The organism is Yoonia sp. GPGPB17 (assembly GCF_037892195.1).
GTDB lineage: Bacteria > Pseudomonadota > Alphaproteobacteria > Rhodobacterales > Rhodobacteraceae > Yoonia.
Map to the genome: position 1 here is coordinate 1,393,948 of NZ_JATACI010000002.1, position 17,961 is coordinate 1,411,908.

At 57.5% G+C, this 17,961-nt stretch carries 14 protein-coding genes and 6 pseudogenes; 10 read left to right on the forward strand and 10 right to left on the reverse strand.

Annotation, left to right across the window (positions count from 1 at the left end):
• Positions 1-50: 50 nt before the first annotated feature.
• The 4 genes and pseudogenes from choX (at position 51) to choV (ending at position 3,281) form a co-directional block, all read left to right on the forward strand.
• Entirely contained in the window at positions 51-974 is a 924-nt protein-coding gene (gene choX, locus QTO30_RS07525) for a choline ABC transporter substrate-binding protein (RefSeq protein WP_340423552.1), read from the forward strand.
• A 58-nt stretch (positions 975-1,032) separates the two neighbouring features.
• Positions 1,033-1,865, forward strand: a pseudogene (gene choW / locus QTO30_RS07530) (choline ABC transporter permease subunit).
• Between the two features lie 5 nt (positions 1,866-1,870).
• A complete protein-coding gene (locus tag QTO30_RS07535) occupies positions 1,871-2,278 on the forward strand; it encodes a GFA family protein (protein WP_445327182.1) in 408 nt (135 codons plus the stop codon).
• Positions 2,275-3,281 (forward strand): annotated as a pseudogene (choV, locus tag QTO30_RS07540) (choline ABC transporter ATP-binding protein). Before QTO30_RS07535 ends, choV begins: the two are co-directional and overlap by 4 nt.
• 15 nt (positions 3,282-3,296) lie before the next feature.
• On the opposite strand, the gene QTO30_RS07545 reads toward choV, so the two are convergent.
• Entirely contained in the window at positions 3,297-4,199 is a 903-nt protein-coding gene (locus QTO30_RS07545) for a DMT family transporter (RefSeq protein WP_340423555.1), read from the reverse strand.
• 86 nt (positions 4,200-4,285) lie between these two features.
• Between QTO30_RS07545 and QTO30_RS07550 the strand changes: the two genes are divergently transcribed.
• The 4 genes from QTO30_RS07550 (at position 4,286) to QTO30_RS07565 (ending at position 8,614) form a co-directional block, all read left to right on the forward strand.
• Positions 4,286-5,101, forward strand: coding sequence for a TIGR00282 family metallophosphoesterase (locus QTO30_RS07550; RefSeq protein ID WP_340423558.1), 816 nt, complete (start codon positions 4,286-4,288; stop codon positions 5,099-5,101).
• Positions 5,098-6,018, forward strand: a complete 921-nt coding sequence (locus tag QTO30_RS07555; protein WP_340423559.1) for a DMT family transporter — start codon at positions 5,098-5,100, stop codon at positions 6,016-6,018. The genes QTO30_RS07550 and QTO30_RS07555 overlap by 4 nt, the downstream gene beginning before the upstream one ends.
• Complete coding sequence (locus QTO30_RS07560) at positions 6,011-7,792, forward strand: SLC13 family permease (RefSeq protein WP_340423561.1); 1,782 nt, start codon at positions 6,011-6,013, stop codon at positions 7,790-7,792. The genes QTO30_RS07555 and QTO30_RS07560 overlap by 8 nt, the downstream gene beginning before the upstream one ends.
• 72 nt (positions 7,793-7,864) lie before the next feature.
• Entirely contained in the window at positions 7,865-8,614 is a 750-nt protein-coding gene (locus QTO30_RS07565; RefSeq protein ID WP_340423563.1) for a YebC/PmpR family DNA-binding transcriptional regulator, read from the forward strand.
• Here QTO30_RS07565 and QTO30_RS07570 read toward each other — a convergent pair.
• The 4 genes and pseudogenes from QTO30_RS07570 to mgtE form a co-directional block, all read right to left on the reverse strand.
• Entirely contained in the window at positions 8,611-8,769 is a 159-nt protein-coding gene (locus QTO30_RS07570; protein WP_340423565.1) for a hypothetical protein, read from the reverse strand. The two genes, QTO30_RS07565 and QTO30_RS07570, sit on opposite strands and share 4 nt — an antisense overlap.
• Positions 8,770-8,846: 77 nt before the next feature.
• On the reverse strand, positions 8,847-9,314 hold the full coding sequence (locus QTO30_RS07575) for a hypothetical protein (protein WP_340423567.1): 468 nt from the start codon (positions 9,312-9,314) through the stop codon (positions 8,847-8,849).
• Positions 9,311-9,849, reverse strand: a pseudogene (locus QTO30_RS07580) (5-formyltetrahydrofolate cyclo-ligase). Before QTO30_RS07580 ends, QTO30_RS07575 begins: the two are co-directional and overlap by 4 nt.
• Positions 9,849-11,220: pseudogene (gene mgtE / locus QTO30_RS07585) on the reverse strand (magnesium transporter). Before mgtE ends, QTO30_RS07580 begins: the two co-directional pseudogenes overlap by 1 nt.
• Before the next feature lie 101 nt (positions 11,221-11,321).
• On the opposite strand from mgtE, the gene guaD reads away from it, so the two are divergent.
• A complete protein-coding gene (gene guaD / locus QTO30_RS07590; protein ID WP_340423568.1) occupies positions 11,322-12,614 on the forward strand; it encodes a guanine deaminase in 1,293 nt (430 codons plus the stop codon).
• On the opposite strand, the gene QTO30_RS07595 is transcribed toward guaD, so the two are convergent.
• From QTO30_RS07595 to QTO30_RS07610, 4 genes and pseudogenes are all read right to left on the reverse strand, one after another.
• Positions 12,611-13,090, reverse strand: coding sequence for a CAP domain-containing protein (locus QTO30_RS07595; RefSeq protein WP_340423569.1), 480 nt, complete (start codon positions 13,088-13,090; stop codon positions 12,611-12,613). The two genes, guaD and QTO30_RS07595, sit on opposite strands and share 4 nt — an antisense overlap.
• Before the next feature lie 76 nt (positions 13,091-13,166).
• Positions 13,167-14,510, reverse strand: coding sequence for an 8-oxoguanine deaminase (locus QTO30_RS07600; protein ID WP_340423570.1), 1,344 nt, complete (start codon positions 14,508-14,510; stop codon positions 13,167-13,169).
• A pseudogene (locus tag QTO30_RS07605) lies at positions 14,503-15,313 on the reverse strand (inositol monophosphatase family protein). Before QTO30_RS07605 ends, QTO30_RS07600 begins: the two are co-directional and overlap by 8 nt.
• 73 nt (positions 15,314-15,386) lie before the next feature.
• Positions 15,387-15,758, reverse strand: a complete 372-nt coding sequence (locus QTO30_RS07610) for a helix-turn-helix domain-containing protein (protein WP_340423572.1) — start codon at positions 15,756-15,758, stop codon at positions 15,387-15,389.
• A gap of 275 nt (positions 15,759-16,033) precedes the next feature.
• On the opposite strand from QTO30_RS07610, the pseudogene QTO30_RS07615 reads away from it, so the two are divergent.
• Positions 16,034-16,995 (forward strand): annotated as a pseudogene (locus tag QTO30_RS07615) (NADPH:quinone oxidoreductase family protein).
• On the opposite strand, the gene QTO30_RS07620 reads toward QTO30_RS07615, so the two are convergent.
• Positions 16,985-17,863 (reverse strand): LysR family transcriptional regulator, encoded by an 879-nt coding sequence (locus tag QTO30_RS07620; protein ID WP_340423573.1) that lies wholly within the window; start codon positions 17,861-17,863, stop codon positions 16,985-16,987. The pseudogene QTO30_RS07615 and the gene QTO30_RS07620 overlap by 11 nt on opposite strands.
• Positions 17,864-17,961: the final 98 nt, after the last annotated feature.

The following is a 17,961-nucleotide window of genomic DNA, read 5'->3' on the forward strand; positions in this document are numbered from 1 at the left end:
TAAATCGTTCTTTATTGACTCGTCAATCAAGAAAAACCTGGGAGAAAGACATGAAATTGAAATCGACGCTATCCGTACTGGCCGTAGTTGCTGCCGTACCTGCTTTTGCTGACTGCGACAGCATCACATTCTCAGACGTTGGCTGGACTGACATTACAGCGACAACCGCAGCAACAACCGTTGTACTGGAAGCGCTTGGCTATGAGACCGACATCAAGGTGCTGTCCGTGCCCGTGACCTACATCTCGCTGGCAGAAGGTGATGTGGACATCTTCCTTGGCAACTGGATGCCCACAATGGAAGGTGACATCGCCCCGTATCGCGAGGCAGGCACCGTCGATACCGTGCGCGCGAACCTTGAAGGCGCGAAGTATACGCTGGCCGTGAACAAAGCCGCTGCCGACATGGGGATCGCCACCTTTGCGGATATCGCGGCGAATGCCGATGCGCTGGATAGCAAGATCTTTGGGATTGAGCCGGGCAACGACGGCAACCGCCTGATCATGGATATGATCGCGGATGGTGCTTTTGGACTTGATGAGTTTGAAGTCGTCGAAAGCTCTGAGCAAGGCATGCTGGCACAGGTTGATCGGGCCTCGGGCCGAGATGAGCCAATTGTGTTCCTTGGGTGGGAGCCACACCCGATGAACGCGAACTTTGACATGTCCTACCTTGAAGGTGGCGATGATTGGTTTGGTCCAAACCTTGGTGGCGCGACTGTCTTTACCAACACGTCCGCTGGCTATGTCGAAAGCTGCCCGAACGTTGGCGCACTGCTGAACAATCTCGAATTCTCTCTTGCGATGGAGAACGAGATTATGGGCGCGATCCTCAACGATGGTGAAGACCCTGCCGATGCCGCGACCGCATGGCTGTCTGCCAATCCGGATGCGTTCATGGGCTGGCTTGACGGCGTGACCACCAAAGATGGTGGCGATGCTGTTGCTGCGGTGAAAGCGTCATTGGGCATGTAAGAAAGTGAAGCAGGCCCCGGTTTTGGGGCCTGCTTCCGTTGAAGGGTGAAGGTGCGGCATGGATTGGCTCACGGAAAATAAAATCCCGATCGGGAAATGGGCGAAATCCGTTTTTGATTGGATGAACGCCAACCTTGGGTTCTTTTTTGATTGGTTGTCGGATGCGATGGAAGCACTGATCGACGGGATTCTTTGGGTTCTGGAAACACCGCATCCGCTCTTTGTGATTGCTGCTTTTGCAGGGCTGACATGGGCTTTGCAACGCAACTGGAAAACACCGCTGTTTGTGGTGATTGGTTTTCTCTTCATCCTCAATCAGGACTATTGGGAAGAGACGATGCAGTCTTTGACGCTCGTCTTATCCGCTTGCGTGGTTTGCATGGGCATTGGCGTGCCCATTGGCATCGCAGCGGCACACAGACCGCGCCTTTATCGTGCGATGGTGCCGGTGTTGGACCTGATGCAAACCCTCCCCACCTTTGTTTATCTGATCCCAGCAATTGTTTTCTTTGGCATCGGCATGGTGCCCGGATTGATCGCCACAGTGATCTTCGTGCTGCCCGCCCCGATCCGCTTGACGTACCTTGGCGTGTCTTCAACGCCCACCCCCTGCTGGAAGCCGCACAGGCGTTTGGTGCCACAAAGAGCCAAGTCCTATTCAAAGTCGAACTGCCCTCAGCACTGCCGCAGATCATGGCAGGTTTGAACCAAACGATCATGCTGTCGCTGTCGATGGTTGTTATCGCGGCACTTGTTGGTGCAAGCGGGCTGGGCGTACCGGTGATCCGCGCGCTCAACACGGTGAATACATCGCTTGGCTTTGAGAGCGGCTTTGTCATCGTCGTTGTCGCGATCATGCTGGACCGTATGCTGCGGGTGAAGCAGAAATGACCGTGATGAATGGAAGCTGCCATTGCGGCGCGGTGACGTTCACGGTGAAACTGTCAGATGGCATAGCGACGGCGCGGCGTTGTGACTGTTCGCTTTGCGCGCGGCGCGGTGCCGTTGCTGTTTCGGCGGCCAAAGAGGACATTACCTATACCGCCGGGCAAGACAACCTGACGCGCTATCAATTCAATACGAAGGTCGCGGCACATTATTTCTGCAAGACCTGCGGGATATACACGCATCACAACCGCCGCTCGAACACCGCAGAAATCGGTGTCAATCTGGCCTGCCTTGAGGGGCAGACGCCCTTCCTGTCCGAGGTCATCGTGAACGACGGTCAGAACCATCCCAAGGATGTCGGCCGAGACGGCATTGTCGGTGTCCTACGCTTTGAACGAATGGAGGGTGTGGAATGAATGCCGTCGAATTTGACAATGTCTCGATCGTGTTTGGGGCCAAGCCCGAGACCGCCCTGCCTTTGATGGATCAGGGGTTGGAGCGTCCGGAAATCCGCGAGAAGACCGACCAGATTTTGGGCGTGCATAACTGCTCGCTTGATGTCGAGGTCGGCGAAATCCTGGTGCTGATGGGCCTGTCCGGCTCTGGCAAATCGACGTTGCTGCGCGCCGTGAACGGTCTGAACCCGGTGATCCGGGGCGAAGTCCGATCCACGACGGCGATTGGAGTTGCAGTGTCGGCAACAGCTCCGCCAATGATCTGCGCCGGGTGCGCCGCGAATGCGTGTCGATGGTGTTTCAGCAGTTTGGCCTGCTGCCGTGGCGCACCGTACGTGATAACGTCGGCCTTGGTCTCGAACTGGGCGGGATGGAGAAGACGGCGCGGATCAAACGTGTCGATCAGGAATTAGAAATGGTTGGCTTGGCAGATCGCGCCGATGCGTTGGTGGGCGAGCTGTCCGGTGGTATGCAACAGCGCGTGGGACTTGCGCGCGCCTTTGCCACCGACGCGCCCATCCTGCTGATGGACGAACCCTTCTCAGCCCTCGATCCTTTGATCCGGACACGCCTGCAGGACGAGCTGCTGGAGCTGCAAAAGGAACGCGGACGGACGATTATCTTTGTGAGCCATGACCTTGATGAAGCTTTCAAGATCGGCAATCGCATCGCGATTATGGAGGGCGGCAGGATCGTACAATGCGGCACGCCGCGCGATATCTTTACTGATCCCGCCAATGAATATGTAGCCGATTTCGTGGCCCATATGAACCCGCTTGGCGTGCTGACCGCACGCGATGTGATGACGCAAGGCGCCTCGAATGGCCCGACGATTGACGTAGAAACGCCAGTCCAAGACATTATTCATGGCATCGATGCTGCCGGTTTACAGGTGAGTGAGGATGGCCAGACCATTGGCGTCGTGACCCAAGCGTCGCTCTTGGCGCGTCTCAGCCCGAGCTGAAATTTCTGCACTTAGTCAGACTTTTGTTGCATGCGTCGCAGGGGTTACGTTGCGCCGCGCGACAGCCTCGCGCCATGTGATAAAGCTGACAGATGCCATGATCACCGCGCCACCCAAGATCACCCATCCGTCCACCGCCTCTCCGAAGACGACCGCACCTAAAAGAACCGCCCAGACCAATTGCAGGAATGTGACCGGTTGCGTCACCGTCAGTGGTGCAGCGGCAAAGGCCAGTGTCATGGAATAATGTCCTGCGGTGGCAAAACAGGCCACAAGGAAAAGCCAGCCCAGCTGCGGCAACGTGGGTGTCACCCATACCGCCAAGGCGAACGGCGCCAAACCAATAGTCACGGTTATCGACAACATGCCGACAACAACGGGAGCAGAGACTTCGCCCGACAGTTGCTTGGCAATCAGGTACCCAGCGGCAAAGCAGACGGCTGTGGCGAGCATCGCAATATGGCCAATCTCCACTTCCTTCACGCCGGGGCGAAGGATGATCATCGCCCCGACCAAGGCCATAATCACCGCCGCCAACCGACGCGGCGGCAGTCGCTCACCAAGAAACAGCGCGGCGCCAAGCGACACATAGACCGGCGAGAGGTAGTTCATCGCTGTGACTTCCGCGATTGGGATGCGCGCCATGGCAAAGAACCACAGGATCACGGCGAGCGTATGTACCAGACCCCGCGCCCAGAAGAGTTTTTTCTGTCGCCCCGTCAGATGCGCGGCCATGATCGGTTTGATCATCGGCAGCAGAAACACCAGCCCCAGAACATAGCGCAAAAACGCCGCCTGCGCCGCTGGCACGTCATCACCGACGTGTTTGACCACCGCCGTGACGGCGACGAACATCAAACCGGTGAACAGCATCCAGAAGATGCCAACGATCGGTCGGGATTGCGATTGGGTTTCCATGCACCATCCGTCGCACCAAGACCGCCCAAGTGCAAGCACACAGAAACCGCTGGATGAAGCCTTGCGTTCCCCGTAACAACACAGACATGAAGATACTCTTTCTTGGCGATGTCATGGGCCGCTCCGGGCGTGCCGCGATTACCACCCACCTGCCCCGTTTGCGCGACGCATGGAAGCTGGATTTTGTCGTCGTGAACGGCGAAAACGCGACCTCTGGCATGGGCTTGTCAGGCGATCATGCCAATATACTGCTGGATGCAGGTGCCGATGTTGTCACCCTTGGTGATCACGCCTTCGATCAGAAAGACATGCTGACTTTCATCGAAAAAGAACAGCGGATCATCCGTCCGATGAACTATTCCAAAGCCGCCCCCGGCGTTGGCGCGCGCGTGTTCAACGCACCGGGCGGGCGCAAGGTGCTGGTGGCGCAAGTTTTGGGTCAAGTCTTTATGAAGCGCCCGTTTGACGACCCCTTTTCAGCGCTTGATACGGTCCTGCGCCAATACCCCATGGGCGGTCAGGTCGCAGCCAGTCTGATTGATATCCATTGTGAGGCGACGTCTGAGAAAATGGCCACCGGCCATTTCTGCGACGGGCGCGCGAGCATTGTTGTCGGCACACACACCCATGTGCCCACAGGTGATGCGATGATCTTGCCCGGTGGCACGGCCTATATGACCGATGCGGGCATGTGCGGCGACTACAATTCTGTCATCGGGATGGAGAAGGCCGAGCCGATGCGGCGCTTTATCACCGGGATGCCAAAGTCCCGCTTTACCCCTGCGGCGGATGAGGCGACACTGTCTGGCCTCTATGTCGAGACGGACAATCTGACCGGCAAAGCGGTGAAAGTCGCCATGGTCCGCCAAGGTGGGCGGTTGTCGCAAACGGGGCCTGCATGAAGACGGACCGCCTGCAGCTGACAGGATTCCTGTTGCTGCTGGGATGCGGATGGGGGCTGACACAGCCGCTGATCAAGATCACGGTCAGCGCAGGCTACCAGCCCTTTGGCATTGTTTTCTGGCAGATGTTGATTGGTGCAGCGCTGCTAGGCACGCTGCGATGGCGACAAATGGGGCGGATGCCTTTCACTGTCAAAACGCTGGCTGTCTGGCTGATGATCGCAACCATCGGCACGCTGATCCCCGGCTACACCAGCTTTCGCGCAGCCTTTCACTTGCCATCCGGCATCATGTCCATTGTGATCGCGACAATCCCGATGATGGCCTTCCCGATTGCCTTGGCTTTGGGTAATGATCGCTTTTCTTTGCGCCGCTTGGGCGGGCTCTGCCTGGGCCTGATCGGCGTCGGCTTGATCGCCCTGCCCGAGGCCAGCTTGCCCGAACGCGCGATGATCGCCTTTCTGCCATTGGCGCTTGTGGCCCCGTTTTGCTACGCCTGTGAGGGAAATATCGTGGCGCGGTGGGGCACCGCCGGGCTTGATCCGTTTCAGGTGCTCTTTGGTGCGTCAGCCATCGGCACGGTGATCGCGCTGCCACTGGCGGTCGGTTCAGGGCAGTTCTTCGTTCCGCAATCGCCCTTCATTCTTGCTGATTTCACGATGCTGCTCAGCTCCATTGTGCATGTCCTTGTTTACTCTGGCTATGTCTGGCTGATCGCCCGGGCGGGGTCCGTTTTTGCGGGCCAAGTCAGTTATGTCGTGACCGGGTCAGGTGTGTTTTGGGCCATGCTCCTGCTGGGAGAAACCTACAGCCTTTGGATTTGGGCCGCACTGGCGTGTATGGCCGTGGGCCTTAGCCTTGTGCAGCCGCGGGTTGCCGATCCGGCACCCTTGGGCGACACTCGCGCCCATGGATAATCTGTTCCCGCTGACACAAACACAAAGCGCGATCCTCACGATGGCCGTCGTGCTGGGCATGTTCCTGATGTTCCTGCGCGAGGTCTTTCCAACCGAAGTCGTGGCCATGATCGGCGTTTCAATCCTGCTGATCACAGGTGTTCTGCCCTATGAGGCCGCCGTCATGGCACTGGCGAACCCTGCCCCTTGGACGATCGCGGCGATGTTCATCATCGTCGGTGCCTTGGTCCGCACCGGCGCACTGAATGCCATGACGCAAGTTGCTGAGCGACAGGCGAAGGTCAGCCCGGCGCGGGCAATTGGTGGTGGTTTGCTGTTTGTGGCCATTGCCAGCGCGATCATGAACAACACGCCCTTGGTCGTCGTCATGATCCCCGTCTTTGTGCAATTGGCGCGCACCTTGGGCACATCGGCGTCCAAACTGCTGATCCCGCTGAGCTATGCGGCCATTGTCGGCGGCACCATGACGCTATTGGGCACCTCGACCAACCTCTTGGTCGACGGGGTCGCGCGGACGTCGGGGCTGGAGCCTTTCGGCATTCTGGAAATCTTTCCGATCGGCGTTGTGGTCGTGCTTTGGACGTTTACATACCTGTATTTCATGGCCCCGCGTCTGCTGCCGGATCGGCAAAGCATGGCAACGATGCTGTCGGATCGCTCCAAAAAGAAGTTCTTTTCCGAGGCCGTCATCCCGCCCGACAGCAATCTGATTGGGCGCGAAGTGATCACTGTTCAACTGTTCAAACGCGACGGCGTGCGCCTGATCGACGTGGTGCGCGGGGATACCTCACTACGACGCAATCTGAAGGCTGTCACTTTGCAGGTTGGCGACCGTGTCGTGTTACGCACGGAAATGACAGAACTTTTGTCCTTGCAGACCAACAAGGAGTTGCGCCGCGTCGACCAGCTTTCCGCGGTTGAGACGACAACTGTTGAGGTACTGATTACACCGAATTGCAAGATGGTCAGCAGGCGGTTGGGCTCAATGCGGTTGCGTCGGCGCTACGCCGTCTATCCACTGGCGGTGCATCGGCGGGATGCAAACATCAGTGCGCAAATTGACGATATCATCGTGAAAGTCGGTGATACGCTGCTGCTGGAAGGCGCACCTGAAGACATACAGCGATTGGCCGAGGACATGAACCTTGGCGATGTGTCCGAACCTTCGCAACGCGCCTACCGCCGTGGGCATGCGCCAGTCGCGATTGGCGTGCTGTTGGGCGTTGTCACACTGGCCGCCTTGGGCGTCGCCCCGATCCTGATGCTCGCGATGATTGGCGTGACAGTTGTCCTGATGACCAAGTGCATCGACGCGGAAGAGGCATTTTCATATGTAGACGGCCGCTTGCTCGCGTTGATCTTCGCGATGCTGGGTGTCGGGTCCGCGCTACAATCCTCGGGCGCGGTGGGGATCATTGCAGATACACTTTCGCCCGTCATGCTGGTGCTGCCGCCCTTCTTCGTCGTTCTGGCGGTTTATCTGCTGTCCAGTATCCTGACCGAGCTGGTATCGAACAACGCCGTGGCCGTGGTAATGACACCGATCGCGATTGGCCTGGCCAGTGCGCTTGGTGTTGATCCAAGGCCCTTAGTGGTTGCCGTTATGATTGCAGCGAGCGCGAGTTTTGCAACGCCGATTGGGTATCAAACGAATACGCTGGTCTATGGCCCGGGTGGATATCGGTTCTCTGACTTTCTGAAGTTTGGTATCCCGTTGAACCTGTCGCTGGCACCGCTGGTTTCCTTTGTGATCCCCTTTGTCTGGCCGCTCTAGCCGGGGTTGCGGGTGCCGGGCCCCATGCCGTATAGAGACGCAGATTAACGCGATACAAGACGAGGTTTTCTGATGGCTGGCCACTCCAAATGGGCGAATATTCAGCACCGCAAAGGACGGCAGGACAAACTGCGCTCCAAGCTGTTTTCCAAGCTGGCTAAGGAAATCACAGTTGCCGCCAAGATGGGCGACCCGGACCCCGATAAGAACCCGCGCCTGCGTCTGGCTGTGAAAGAAGCCAAATCCAGCTCAGTGCCCAAGGATGTGATCGATCGTGCGATCAAGAAATCCCAAGGTGGTGATGCCGAGAACTATGACGAAATTCGCTATGAGGGCTATGGCCCGAATGGTGTGGCGGTGATTGTCGAGGCGATGACGGATAACCGCAATCGCACCGCATCAACTGTCCGTTCAACATTTTCCAAGAATGGCGGGAACCTGGGCGAGACCGGTTCTGTTGGCTTCATGTTCGACCGCAAGGGCGAGGTGGTTTATCCCGCATCCGTTGCCGACGCCGATACCGTGATGATGGCCGCGATTGAAGCCGGTGCCGAAGATGTGCAAAGCGATGACGACAACCATGTCATCTATTGCGCCGATACAGACCTGAACGACGTCTCCAACGCGCTAGAGGCAGAATTGGGCGAGTCAGGATCGACCAAGCTGATATGGAAACCCAATATGACAACCGAGTTGGATGTCGAAGGGCTGACCAAGCTGATGAAGCTGCTGGATACGCTGGAAGAGGACGACGATGTGCAGCGCGTGACAGCGAACTTTGAAGCCTCGGACGAGGTAATGGCGGCTTTTGCGGAAAGCTAGGACTTCATCGCGCGGCGGTACTGCCTTGCTGTGGCTTCCGCCAGTAGCGCGTGACCTGCAATGGCAGGGTGTGCTGTCCATAAGAACTTGAGCGCCTCGGTATAACCGGCGAAGCTTGCGGGCAATTTGAGTTTTCGTCCGTCCTCGAACGTCAAAATGACCCCTGCGCCCAGTGTCTTGCCCAGCTTTTCGACACCTGCAATATCCGATGTGCGAAATTTGCGTCTAAAGCTTAGCCAAACCGCTTGTGGACGATTTGGTAATCATCCAGCTCGATCCGGGTTAAAAGACCAAACAACGTCCAGACACCCAACAAAACGAAACCGATGCCAACCGCAAAGGCAAAGTAGTTTTCGGGTGTTTGTCCCTCGACCTCCTGTAAGACGACACACCACATAAAGGCCGCCAAGGCCCCAAAGAACCCCATCGCCAAAACAATGCCAAACAGCCCGCTTTTGACCGGTTTGAGAACAAGGATGGTCTGCACCCCGATGCCGATGTCATGGATGCGCTTGGCTTCACCGGCGGGCTGAACAACCCCACCAAATTGCGCGCGCTGCGAGGTGGTGAGTACACGGCGGACGAGCTTGCCCTGCACCCAATAGAGCGGGATCAGGATCAGCAAAGCGATGAACAGAACGCCTGGGTTCTGCCAGAGGAAATTCAAAGCTTGCACCTGATTTTGCAACCATTCGATCATGGGGTGATCACCCCTTGCTCTGTCACGATCAGATCAAGAGGTTGATCTGTTGGTTCCAGTGGCAAGTCTTCATCTTCCTGCGCGGTATAAGCGAAACCAATAGCCATGGTTGGTTGTGCGGCACGCAGCTTTTCAAGTGTCCGGTCATAGAACCCCCCACCGTAGCCCAAGCGGCCGCCGCGACGGTCGAAGGCCACCAAGGGCACGATCACGATTTGCGGGGTCATCCAATCCCCTGCCTCCGGGATCATTGCGCCGAATTCACCCTTCACCAGCGCGCAATCAGGCTCCCATGTGCGGAACTTGAGCGGTTGCCCTGCCCCGATAATGACAGGCACGCCCACCGGGCCGTGGGCTGCGGCCTCCGCCATCGCGGGTGTCGGATCGATCTCGGTCCGCATCGCCATATAACCCCCAACGGCACGCCGCGGTGACCGGCAAGCACTTCGCTGAGGTAGCCAGCGGTCGCCGCATTGGGGCGATGAGCCGCTTTGCGGCGCGCAAAGGCCGCGGTACGGGCGGCGGATTTGTCCATCAGAGCAACCACATGGCCGCAAGGCCGAGGAAGGCAAAGAAACCGACAACATCGGTGACTGTGGTAACAAAAGCCCCTGACGCAAGGGCCGGGTCGATACCCATTTTTTCTAGCAAGACAGGGATCACCGTGCCAGCCAGCCCCGCCACCACCATGTTGATCACCATCGCAACGGCAATCACAACGCCCAGCATCGGTGAGCCAAACCAGACAACGCCAACCACACCCATCACAATCGCAAAGATCAACCCGTTGATCAGGCCGACAAGCACCTCACGTTTGATGACACGCCAGACATTTGCCGTGGTCAGATCGCGCGTGGCCAAAGCACGCACAGCCACGGTCAGCGATTGCGTCTTAAGCGTTGCCCCCCATTGACGCGACGATGGGCATCAAAACCGCAAGGGCCACCAGCCCGGCAATGGTTTCCTCAAAGAGCGCAATCACAAGTGAGGCAAAAATGGCCGTCACAAGGTTTACAGCCAGCCAAGGAAAGCGCCGCCTGGTGGTGGCAATCACACGGTCCGACAAGCTACCCTCGCTGATACCGGCCAGACGCAGGATGTCTTCCTCGGCCTCTTCTTCCAGAAAAGCCATCGCGTCGTCGATTGTGATGACACCGACGATCCGGTCGTCATCGTCCACCACAGGTGCCGTGATCATGTGATAGTGGTTGATGGCTTGCGCCACTTCTTCCACGTCTTGAGTGACATGGAAGGTGCGGAACGTGTCTTCGGTGATATCGCGCAGCAGCATGTCCCGCGGATGGCTGAGAATACGCCCGAGGGTGACATAGCCCGTCGCCTTGAGACGCGGATCAACCAAAATAATGTGATAGAACTGGTCGGGTAGGACAACGTCAGAGCGCAGGTAATCAATCGCCTCCCCAACGGTCCAATGCTCTGGTGCGCGTACCAGCTCGGATTGCATATGGCGGCCCGCAGATTCTTCGGGGTATGTGAGCGCTTGTTCGACAACGACACGGTCGCTGGCATCCAGCGCATCCAGAACCGCCTCTTGCTGGACATCATCAAGGTATTCGACAAGGTCAACAACATCGTCGCTTTCCAGCTCGCGCACCGCTTCGGCCAGCTCGGACGGGGCAAGCTGTTCAATGACTTCTTCGCGCAGTTCTTCATCGAGCTCGGAAAGTACATCGCCTTCCAGCCCACCCGGCCATGTGACCAAAAGCGCGCGGCGGTCGCGGGCGTCCACCTGCTCGAGCAGGTGGGCAACGTCAGCGGCATGCATCGGATCAAGTACGTCGCTTAAGAAAGCGCCGTCGCCACGCCCGACGGCATCAAGCACATCACTGACCAGACGGTCGGGAATGCCGAATGCTTCGTCGTCGGTGGTTTCGGGTTCAGCCATAGGACATCCTTCACGCTGTCGGCAGCATAATCGTTCAGTGCTGCGGCACAACGCGGATTTCTGCGATTTACCCCATTGTTGCAGACACATATGCTGATCTCATGACAAAGCACTTACTTCTTGGGCAGACCCTTGGGTTCTCTGGCAATCCTCTGCTGGGTGACTGGTCGGAAGCGGTTGATTTTGACAGTGCGGGCGGCGTGCTGATTGAGGCGGGACGCATCATCGCGACAGGTAGCGGTGAAGCGTTGCGCGCTGTGCATCCAGACGCACAGGTCACAGATTATGGTGACGGGCTGATCAGTGCCGGTTTCGTTGATGCCCATATGCACTACCCCCAGACGGGCATGATCGCGAGTTGGGGCAAGCAGCTGATAGATTGGCTCAATACCTACACCTTCCCCGAAGAAGCACGCTTTGGCGATCAGGCACATGCCGATGATGTGGCCGCCCGCACGTTGGATTTGGCAGTGGCGCATGGCACCACAACGCTGACCAGTTTTTGCACGATCCATCCCGAAAGCGTGGATGCCTTCTTTTCGGCGGCATCCGCCCGCAATATGGCCGTGATCGCTGGTAAGACCTGTATGGATCGCAACGCGCCGGAAACGCTGCGTGATACCGCGCAATCCGCATACGATCGCAGCAAAGCGCTATTGGAGAAATGGCACGGCGTTGGGCGCGCCAGCTATGCGATCACACCACGCTTTTCACCGACCTCGACACCGGATCAACTATCCGCCTTGGGCGCGCTTTGGGCCGAGCACCCGGAGTGTCTGATGCAGACGCATCTGAGCGAGCAAATGCCGGAGATCGCATGGGTCAAAGAGTTGTTTCCACAGGCGCGCGATTATCTCGATACCTACGAGAAGTTCGGATTATTGGGCGAACGTGGCCTCTATGGACATGCCATCCATCTGGAGGAGCGTGAGATCGCACGTTTAGCAGAGGTCGGCGCGGCAGTTGTGCATTGCCCCACCTCAAATACCTTTATTGGATCGGGGTTGTTTGACCTGATGGGATTGGCGCGGTCTCAACTGTCCATCGGGCTCGCAACAGACACAGGCGGAGGGTCATCCTTTTCGATGTTGCGCACAATGGCTGCCGCCTATGAAATCGGACAGTTGCGGGGTGTGGCCTTGCATCCGGCGCAGCTGATGTGGCTGGCAACCGAAGGCGCGGCACAAGCTTTGAAGATGTCAGGTGAAATCGGGCGTCTGGGTCAGGGTGCGGCGGCTGATATCACGGTATTGGACTTGCACTCCACTCCGGCGATCGCGCAACGCGCGGGCCGCGCAAAGGATATCTGGGACGCGGTATTCCCCACCATCATGATGGGGGACGACCGCGCGATCAGGGAAGTTTGGATAGCGGGAAAGCCGCAGCGCGGCTAGCACTGCACCGAAAGTTTCAGCACCCAGATGTTGCCCGACCGGCCAAGCCCATACTGGGTATAGCTACGTCCCAGCATATTGCGCCGATGGCCAGTTGAATTCTTCCAGGCTTCAAATGCTGCGGCTTCGCTGCGTTGACCCGTTGCTATATTCTCAGCACCGGCACGCATCGCGCAGCCACCCGCCTGCGCGCGCGCCTTGAAGTTGTCGCCATTCGGGCCGCCCACAGAATCATGCGAAAAATATCCACGTTGGGTCATGTCTTCGGCATGCGCTTGTGCCGCGCGGGTCAGTGTTGCATTGGGTTGAAGTGGCCCAAGACCCTGACTGGCACGGAATGCATTAATATCGCCCGTAAAGCCTGTCACCACACCTGTCGGAGCGGAAGATACCTGCGCGGGGGTGGTCGTGGATGAGGGCGAGACAGTGCATGCGGCCAGAATTGTCAGCAGGCAGACGGTGAGTAGTCGCTTCATGGTTGCCCTTGTTTTGGAGTGGGAGTGGAAACCGGAACGATAGTGTTCACGCTGGAATGCGGCGAAACTGTGTCAATTACGGGACATCAGCAAGGAACCGCCCGAGTGCATTTTGCCTTGCGATGACATTGGGCAGGTTGATCGATGTGAGATGCCCTTCGGACACAATCTGGCGGCCCTCGACGAACAAGGCATCAACCTTCACCGGCCCCGCCAAAAGAAGTGCTGCCGGATCCCAGGATCCGGCATTTTCAATTGCTGTCGCGTCCCAAATCGCAAGATCGGCGCGTTTGCCAATCGCAAGCTGCCCGCAATCGTCGCGTCCCAGCACCGCCGCCCCGCCCCGTGTGGCGATCTCCAACGCTTCGCGTGCCGACATCGCGTCAGCCCCGTTTTTCACCCGCTGCAAGAGCATCGCTTGACGCGCCTCGCCCACCAGGTTGCCGATGTCGTTACTGGCGGACCCGTCAACGCCTAAACCAACTGGCACGCCCGCATCGCGCATCTGCCTGACCGGTGCAATCCCCGAGCCAAGCCTGCAATTGGAGCAGGGGCAATGGGCAACACCCGTCCGGCTGCGCGCAAAGAGGTCTATCTCTTGGCCGTCCAACTTGACGCAATGCGCATGCCAGACATCGTCGCCGGTCCAGCCCAGGTCTTCGGCATATTGCCCCGGACGACAGCCGAATTTCTCCAGCGAATAGGCGATATCTTCGTCATTTTCTGCCAGATGCGTGTGCATCATCACACCCTTGTCACGTGCCAATAGGGCGGCATCACGCATCAAATCACGGGTCACTGAAAACGGGCTACAGGGGGCAACCCCCACACGAACCATCGCGCCGGGACTAGGGTCATGAAACGCATCAATCACCCGAACGCAATCTGCCAGGATAGCCCCCTCGTCTTCGACTAGTGCATCAGGCGGTAGGCCGCCATCGCTTTCGCCAATACTCATCGCGCCGCGCGTGGCATGAAACCGCAGGCCGATATCCTGTGCGGCCGCGATCGTATCATCAAGCCGGGCTCCGCCGGGATAGAGGTAGAGGTGATCAGAGGTCAGCGTACAGCCGGACAGCGCCAGTTCTGCCAGACCGACCTGGGCAGAGACATACATCTCTTCCGGGCCGAAACGTGCCCAAATGGGGTACAGCCGCTGCAACCAGCCAAAAAGTAGCGCATCTTGCGCTCCGGGCACCGCACGCGTCAGAGTCTGGTAAAGGTGGTGGTGCGTGTTGACCAAACCGGGGGTGACAATCTTGCCCTTGGCCGAAAAAACCTGAGCGCCGTCTGCCGACAGGTTTTCACCAATCCCGGCAATGACACCATCACGCAGCAAAAGATCCGCATCTGTAAGTTCGCGACGCGCGTCATCCATGGTGATGATCACATCAGCCCCTTTGATCAGGGTCTTAGTCAACCGGCATATCCCTGAGAATTGCCAAAGCTTCCGCGTGGATTTCAGAGTTTGCAGCGGCGATGACCCGCCCGCCGTCATGCACGGGGCCACCGGCCCAATCGGTCACAATGCCACCCGCAGCGTGTATAACCGCAATAGGGGCCTGAATGTCATAAGCGTTCAGGCCCGCCTCGATCACCAGATCAACCTGGCCTGCTGCCAATAGAGCATAGCCATAGCAATCCATACCATAGCGGGTGAGTTGCGCCCGGCCTGCAACGGCATGGAACGCGGCACCTTCCGCAGCTGTTCCCACTTCGGGAAAGGTTGTCAGTACAGTGGCTTGTGCCAAGGCGCGTGGCGCACGGCATTGCAGGATAGACTGTCCAGTGGGCCCATGCAGCTCTGATACACCGAATCCGCTCGGCGAACCGTTCACCAATGTAAGGCTGGTCGATCAGACCAAAAAGCGGTCCTGTCGCATCCGCGACCGAGATCAACACTCCCCAGGTTGGTGTCCCACTGATATAGCCGCGCGTCCCGTCAATCGGATCAAGCACCCAAGTCAGGCCGGTGGTGCCGGTTTTGTGGCCAAATTCTTCGCCCAAGATGGCGTCGTCCGGGCGCATCTCGGCCAGTACCGTACGCATCGCTTTTTCAGCACCCTGATCTGCCACAGTGACAGGGTCGAACCCGTCACTTAGCTTGTTTTCGGCGGCCAACGCAGGTGTGCGGAAATGTGTCAGCGTCACAGGCCGGGCGGTATCGGCAAGTGCATGTGCCACCCGAACCAGTTCCGTTTGGGTTGTCTGCGATACTGTCATGGAAGTCGTCCTTCAACTGCGCCAGGATTCACCTTGCGGTAACGCGGCGCAGCATGACAGGTCAAGTCGCAGGCTAGGCAGCCTCACTCAGAACGCGGGCCAGGTCGAACAGACGGCGGCGCTGGTTCTCCGGGATAGAATAGTACGACCGCAGCAGATCGAGTGCTTCCTTGTCGGTCAGGATATCCCCTGGCATATCGGAATTCTTGGCCTCAATGTCAGGTTGAGCATCCAAGCCTTCGAAGAAGAAAGAAACGTCTACCCCCAATACCTTAGCGATATCCCAAAGACGGGAGGCGCTGACCCGGTTCATACCGGTTTCATACTTCTGGATCTGCTGAAACTTGATGCCCACAGCCTCGGCAAGTTGCTGTTGTGTCGTGCCATTCATCCAACGTCTATGGCGGATACGCTTGCCAACATGTACGTCAACGGGATGTTTCATCTTTTTACCTCACTCTCAAAGAACGCAGTCAACCTTCTGCCGCGGTTCCTTTTCATACGTTTCAGGCGGTGATGTTTGTCACGTCGCCAGTTTGTAGGAAGTGCCAAATAGCATTAGCACAAAACACGCAACGGTTGCAGCCCGTTACCTTAACTTAAGGATAGGCTGTTCACGCAATTTGCCAGAAAAAGTGATCGAAAAACCCGTCATTTTACAAATCGCTGCTTGTTCCTGATAAGGGTTTTGAGAGACTCAATTCGAAGGATTCGATGCTGATGCACGCATTTCAAGTGACCACTTTTGGCGCAGAGCCGAAGCTGACGGACCTGCCCGATCCAGCGCCCGGACCGGGTGAAGTATTGCTCGAGATTGCAGCATGCGGCCTGAACTTTGCGGATTTACTGATGGCAAAAGGCACCTATCAGGACACACCACAGCCACCCTTTACGTTAGGTATGGAGGTGTGCGGCACCGTTGTCGGCCATGGCCCAGACGTTCAAGCGCCAGCCATCGGTACCCGTGTGGCTGTTTTTGGTGGTCAGGGTGGGCTCGCCCAGAAAGGTGTGTTCCCTGCCGCCCTTTGCAGAAGCCCGTGCCAGAGACGATGGCCGATGAGATCGCGGCGGGATTTATGGTCGCCTATGGCACATCACATCTGGCATTGGACCGGCGTGCAAAATTGCAGCCGGGTGAGACGCTGCTGGTTTTGGGCGCTGCGGGAGGTGTTGGCCTGACGGCGGTTGAGATCGCCAAGGCCATGGGGGCCACCGTGATTGCAGTGGCACGCGGGGCCGAGAAGCTGGCCGTCGCCAAGGCGGCAGGCGCAGATCACCTGATTGACAGCGACACCGATGATATCAAAGCAGCGGTCAAGGCATTGGGCGGGGCGGATGTTGTCTACGATCCGGTTGGTGGTGACGCGTTCAAGGCCGCGTTGGGCGCTTGCAACCGCGAGGCCAGGGTGATCGTGATCGGGTTTGCCAGCGGTGAGGTCCCCCAAATTCCCGCAAACATCATTCTGGTCAAAAACATCACGGTGATCGGATTCTATTGGGGTGGTTATCTGGCCTTCAATGCGCAAGCCCTGACGGACAGTCTGGCGACATTGATGGCTTGGCACGCCGACGGCAGGCTGAAACCGCACATCAGCCATAGCTTGCCCCTTGATCAGGCCGCAGACGCGCTGGAACTGATGCGCACCCGCAAATCAACTGGCAAGGTTGTCGTTACGCCGTAAGAAGCTGCGGCTTTGGATGCGGTGCCGCATAGCATTGCTGGATAATCTCGGCCATTGATTTACTTGCGGCATCTTCGGTCTTGAGCACATAGAGGTTGATGTTTTGCGGCTTCAGACTGGGCAGTAAGCCGCCATGCTCGATCACTTGGGTCTGCGGCGGCAAGTTCCCCTTCAGCGCAACATGCACAGCAAGATCTGCACTGACGGCGGCCTCAACAGCGTTATCTAACTCAGAATCAACCGCCATCATCCAATTGATGTTATCTTCGTTCAATGCTTGCAGGACACCGCTTCGGAAAATGCAGTTCTTGCAGAAGGCCACCGGCAGTGGCTGTTTGCGCCATGCAACGCCATCCAGCGCACCAATCCACAGCAGCGGCAGTTCAACAAGGACCTGACCACCCGGACCACAGGTCTCCTCGGTCGTCAAAATAAGATCGACTTCGCCTCGGCCAAACATATTCAACAGCTTGCGCGTTGGCGCTGAGATCAGCTTGACCTGCATCCGCGGAAAATCTGCAGCAAAACGCTTTAGAACCGCCGGAATTGTGGGGTAAATAATGTCGTGCGGCACACCAAGCCTCAGCTCACCTTCGAATTCCGTTGCGGTCAGCCGGGTCAAAGCCTCATCGTTGATTTTCAACATGGACCGGGCATAGCCCAACAGTTGTTCACCGGTCAGCGTCAGGGCAATCGTGCGCGAAGAACGGTCCAATAAAGAAACGTTCAGCGAGTCTTCCAATCGTTTGAGCTGCATCGAGACGGCTGATTGCGTCAGATTCAATGTGCCCGCAGCACGTGTCACCCCGCCCGCATCCGAAACAGCAACAAAAGACCGCAGTGCTGTGAGATCAAGGTTTCGCAACATATCACAAATCCTGATGTTTGATTTCAAAAGTATTCATTTTCATTATGCCGCGCCATCGCCCATATATCAAGCATCGAAATATAAGAGAGACAAAGCAT

Excerpts from the sequence above, each read along its gene's own strand:
- QTO30_RS07545 (WP_340423555.1), bottom strand. The coding sequence starts at position 4,199 with ATGGAAACCCAATCGCAATCCCGACCGATCGTTGGCATCTTCTGGATG.
- QTO30_RS07575 (WP_340423567.1), bottom strand. The coding sequence starts at position 9,314 with ATGATCGAATGGTTGCAAAATCAGGTGCAAGCTTTGAATTTCCTCTGG.
- QTO30_RS07555 (WP_340423559.1), top strand. The coding sequence starts at position 5,098 with ATGAAGACGGACCGCCTGCAGCTGACAGGATTCCTGTTGCTGCTGGGA.
- QTO30_RS07610 (WP_340423572.1), bottom strand. The coding sequence starts at position 15,758 with ATGAAACATCCCGTTGACGTACATGTTGGCAAGCGTATCCGCCATAGA.
- QTO30_RS07535 (WP_445327182.1), top strand. The coding sequence starts at position 1,871 with ATGAATGGAAGCTGCCATTGCGGCGCGGTGACGTTCACGGTGAAACTG.
- QTO30_RS07550 (WP_340423558.1), top strand. The coding sequence starts at position 4,286 with ATGAAGATACTCTTTCTTGGCGATGTCATGGGCCGCTCCGGGCGTGCC.
- guaD (WP_340423568.1), top strand. The coding sequence starts at position 11,322 with ATGACAAAGCACTTACTTCTTGGGCAGACCCTTGGGTTCTCTGGCAAT.
- QTO30_RS07560 (WP_340423561.1), top strand. The coding sequence starts at position 6,011 with ATGGATAATCTGTTCCCGCTGACACAAACACAAAGCGCGATCCTCACG.
- QTO30_RS07565 (WP_340423563.1), top strand. The coding sequence starts at position 7,865 with ATGGCTGGCCACTCCAAATGGGCGAATATTCAGCACCGCAAAGGACGG.
- QTO30_RS07595 (WP_340423569.1), bottom strand. The coding sequence starts at position 13,090 with ATGAAGCGACTACTCACCGTCTGCCTGCTGACAATTCTGGCCGCATGC.
- choX (WP_340423552.1), top strand. The coding sequence starts at position 51 with ATGAAATTGAAATCGACGCTATCCGTACTGGCCGTAGTTGCTGCCGTA.
- QTO30_RS07620 (WP_340423573.1), bottom strand. The coding sequence starts at position 17,863 with ATGTTGCGAAACCTTGATCTCACAGCACTGCGGTCTTTTGTTGCTGTT.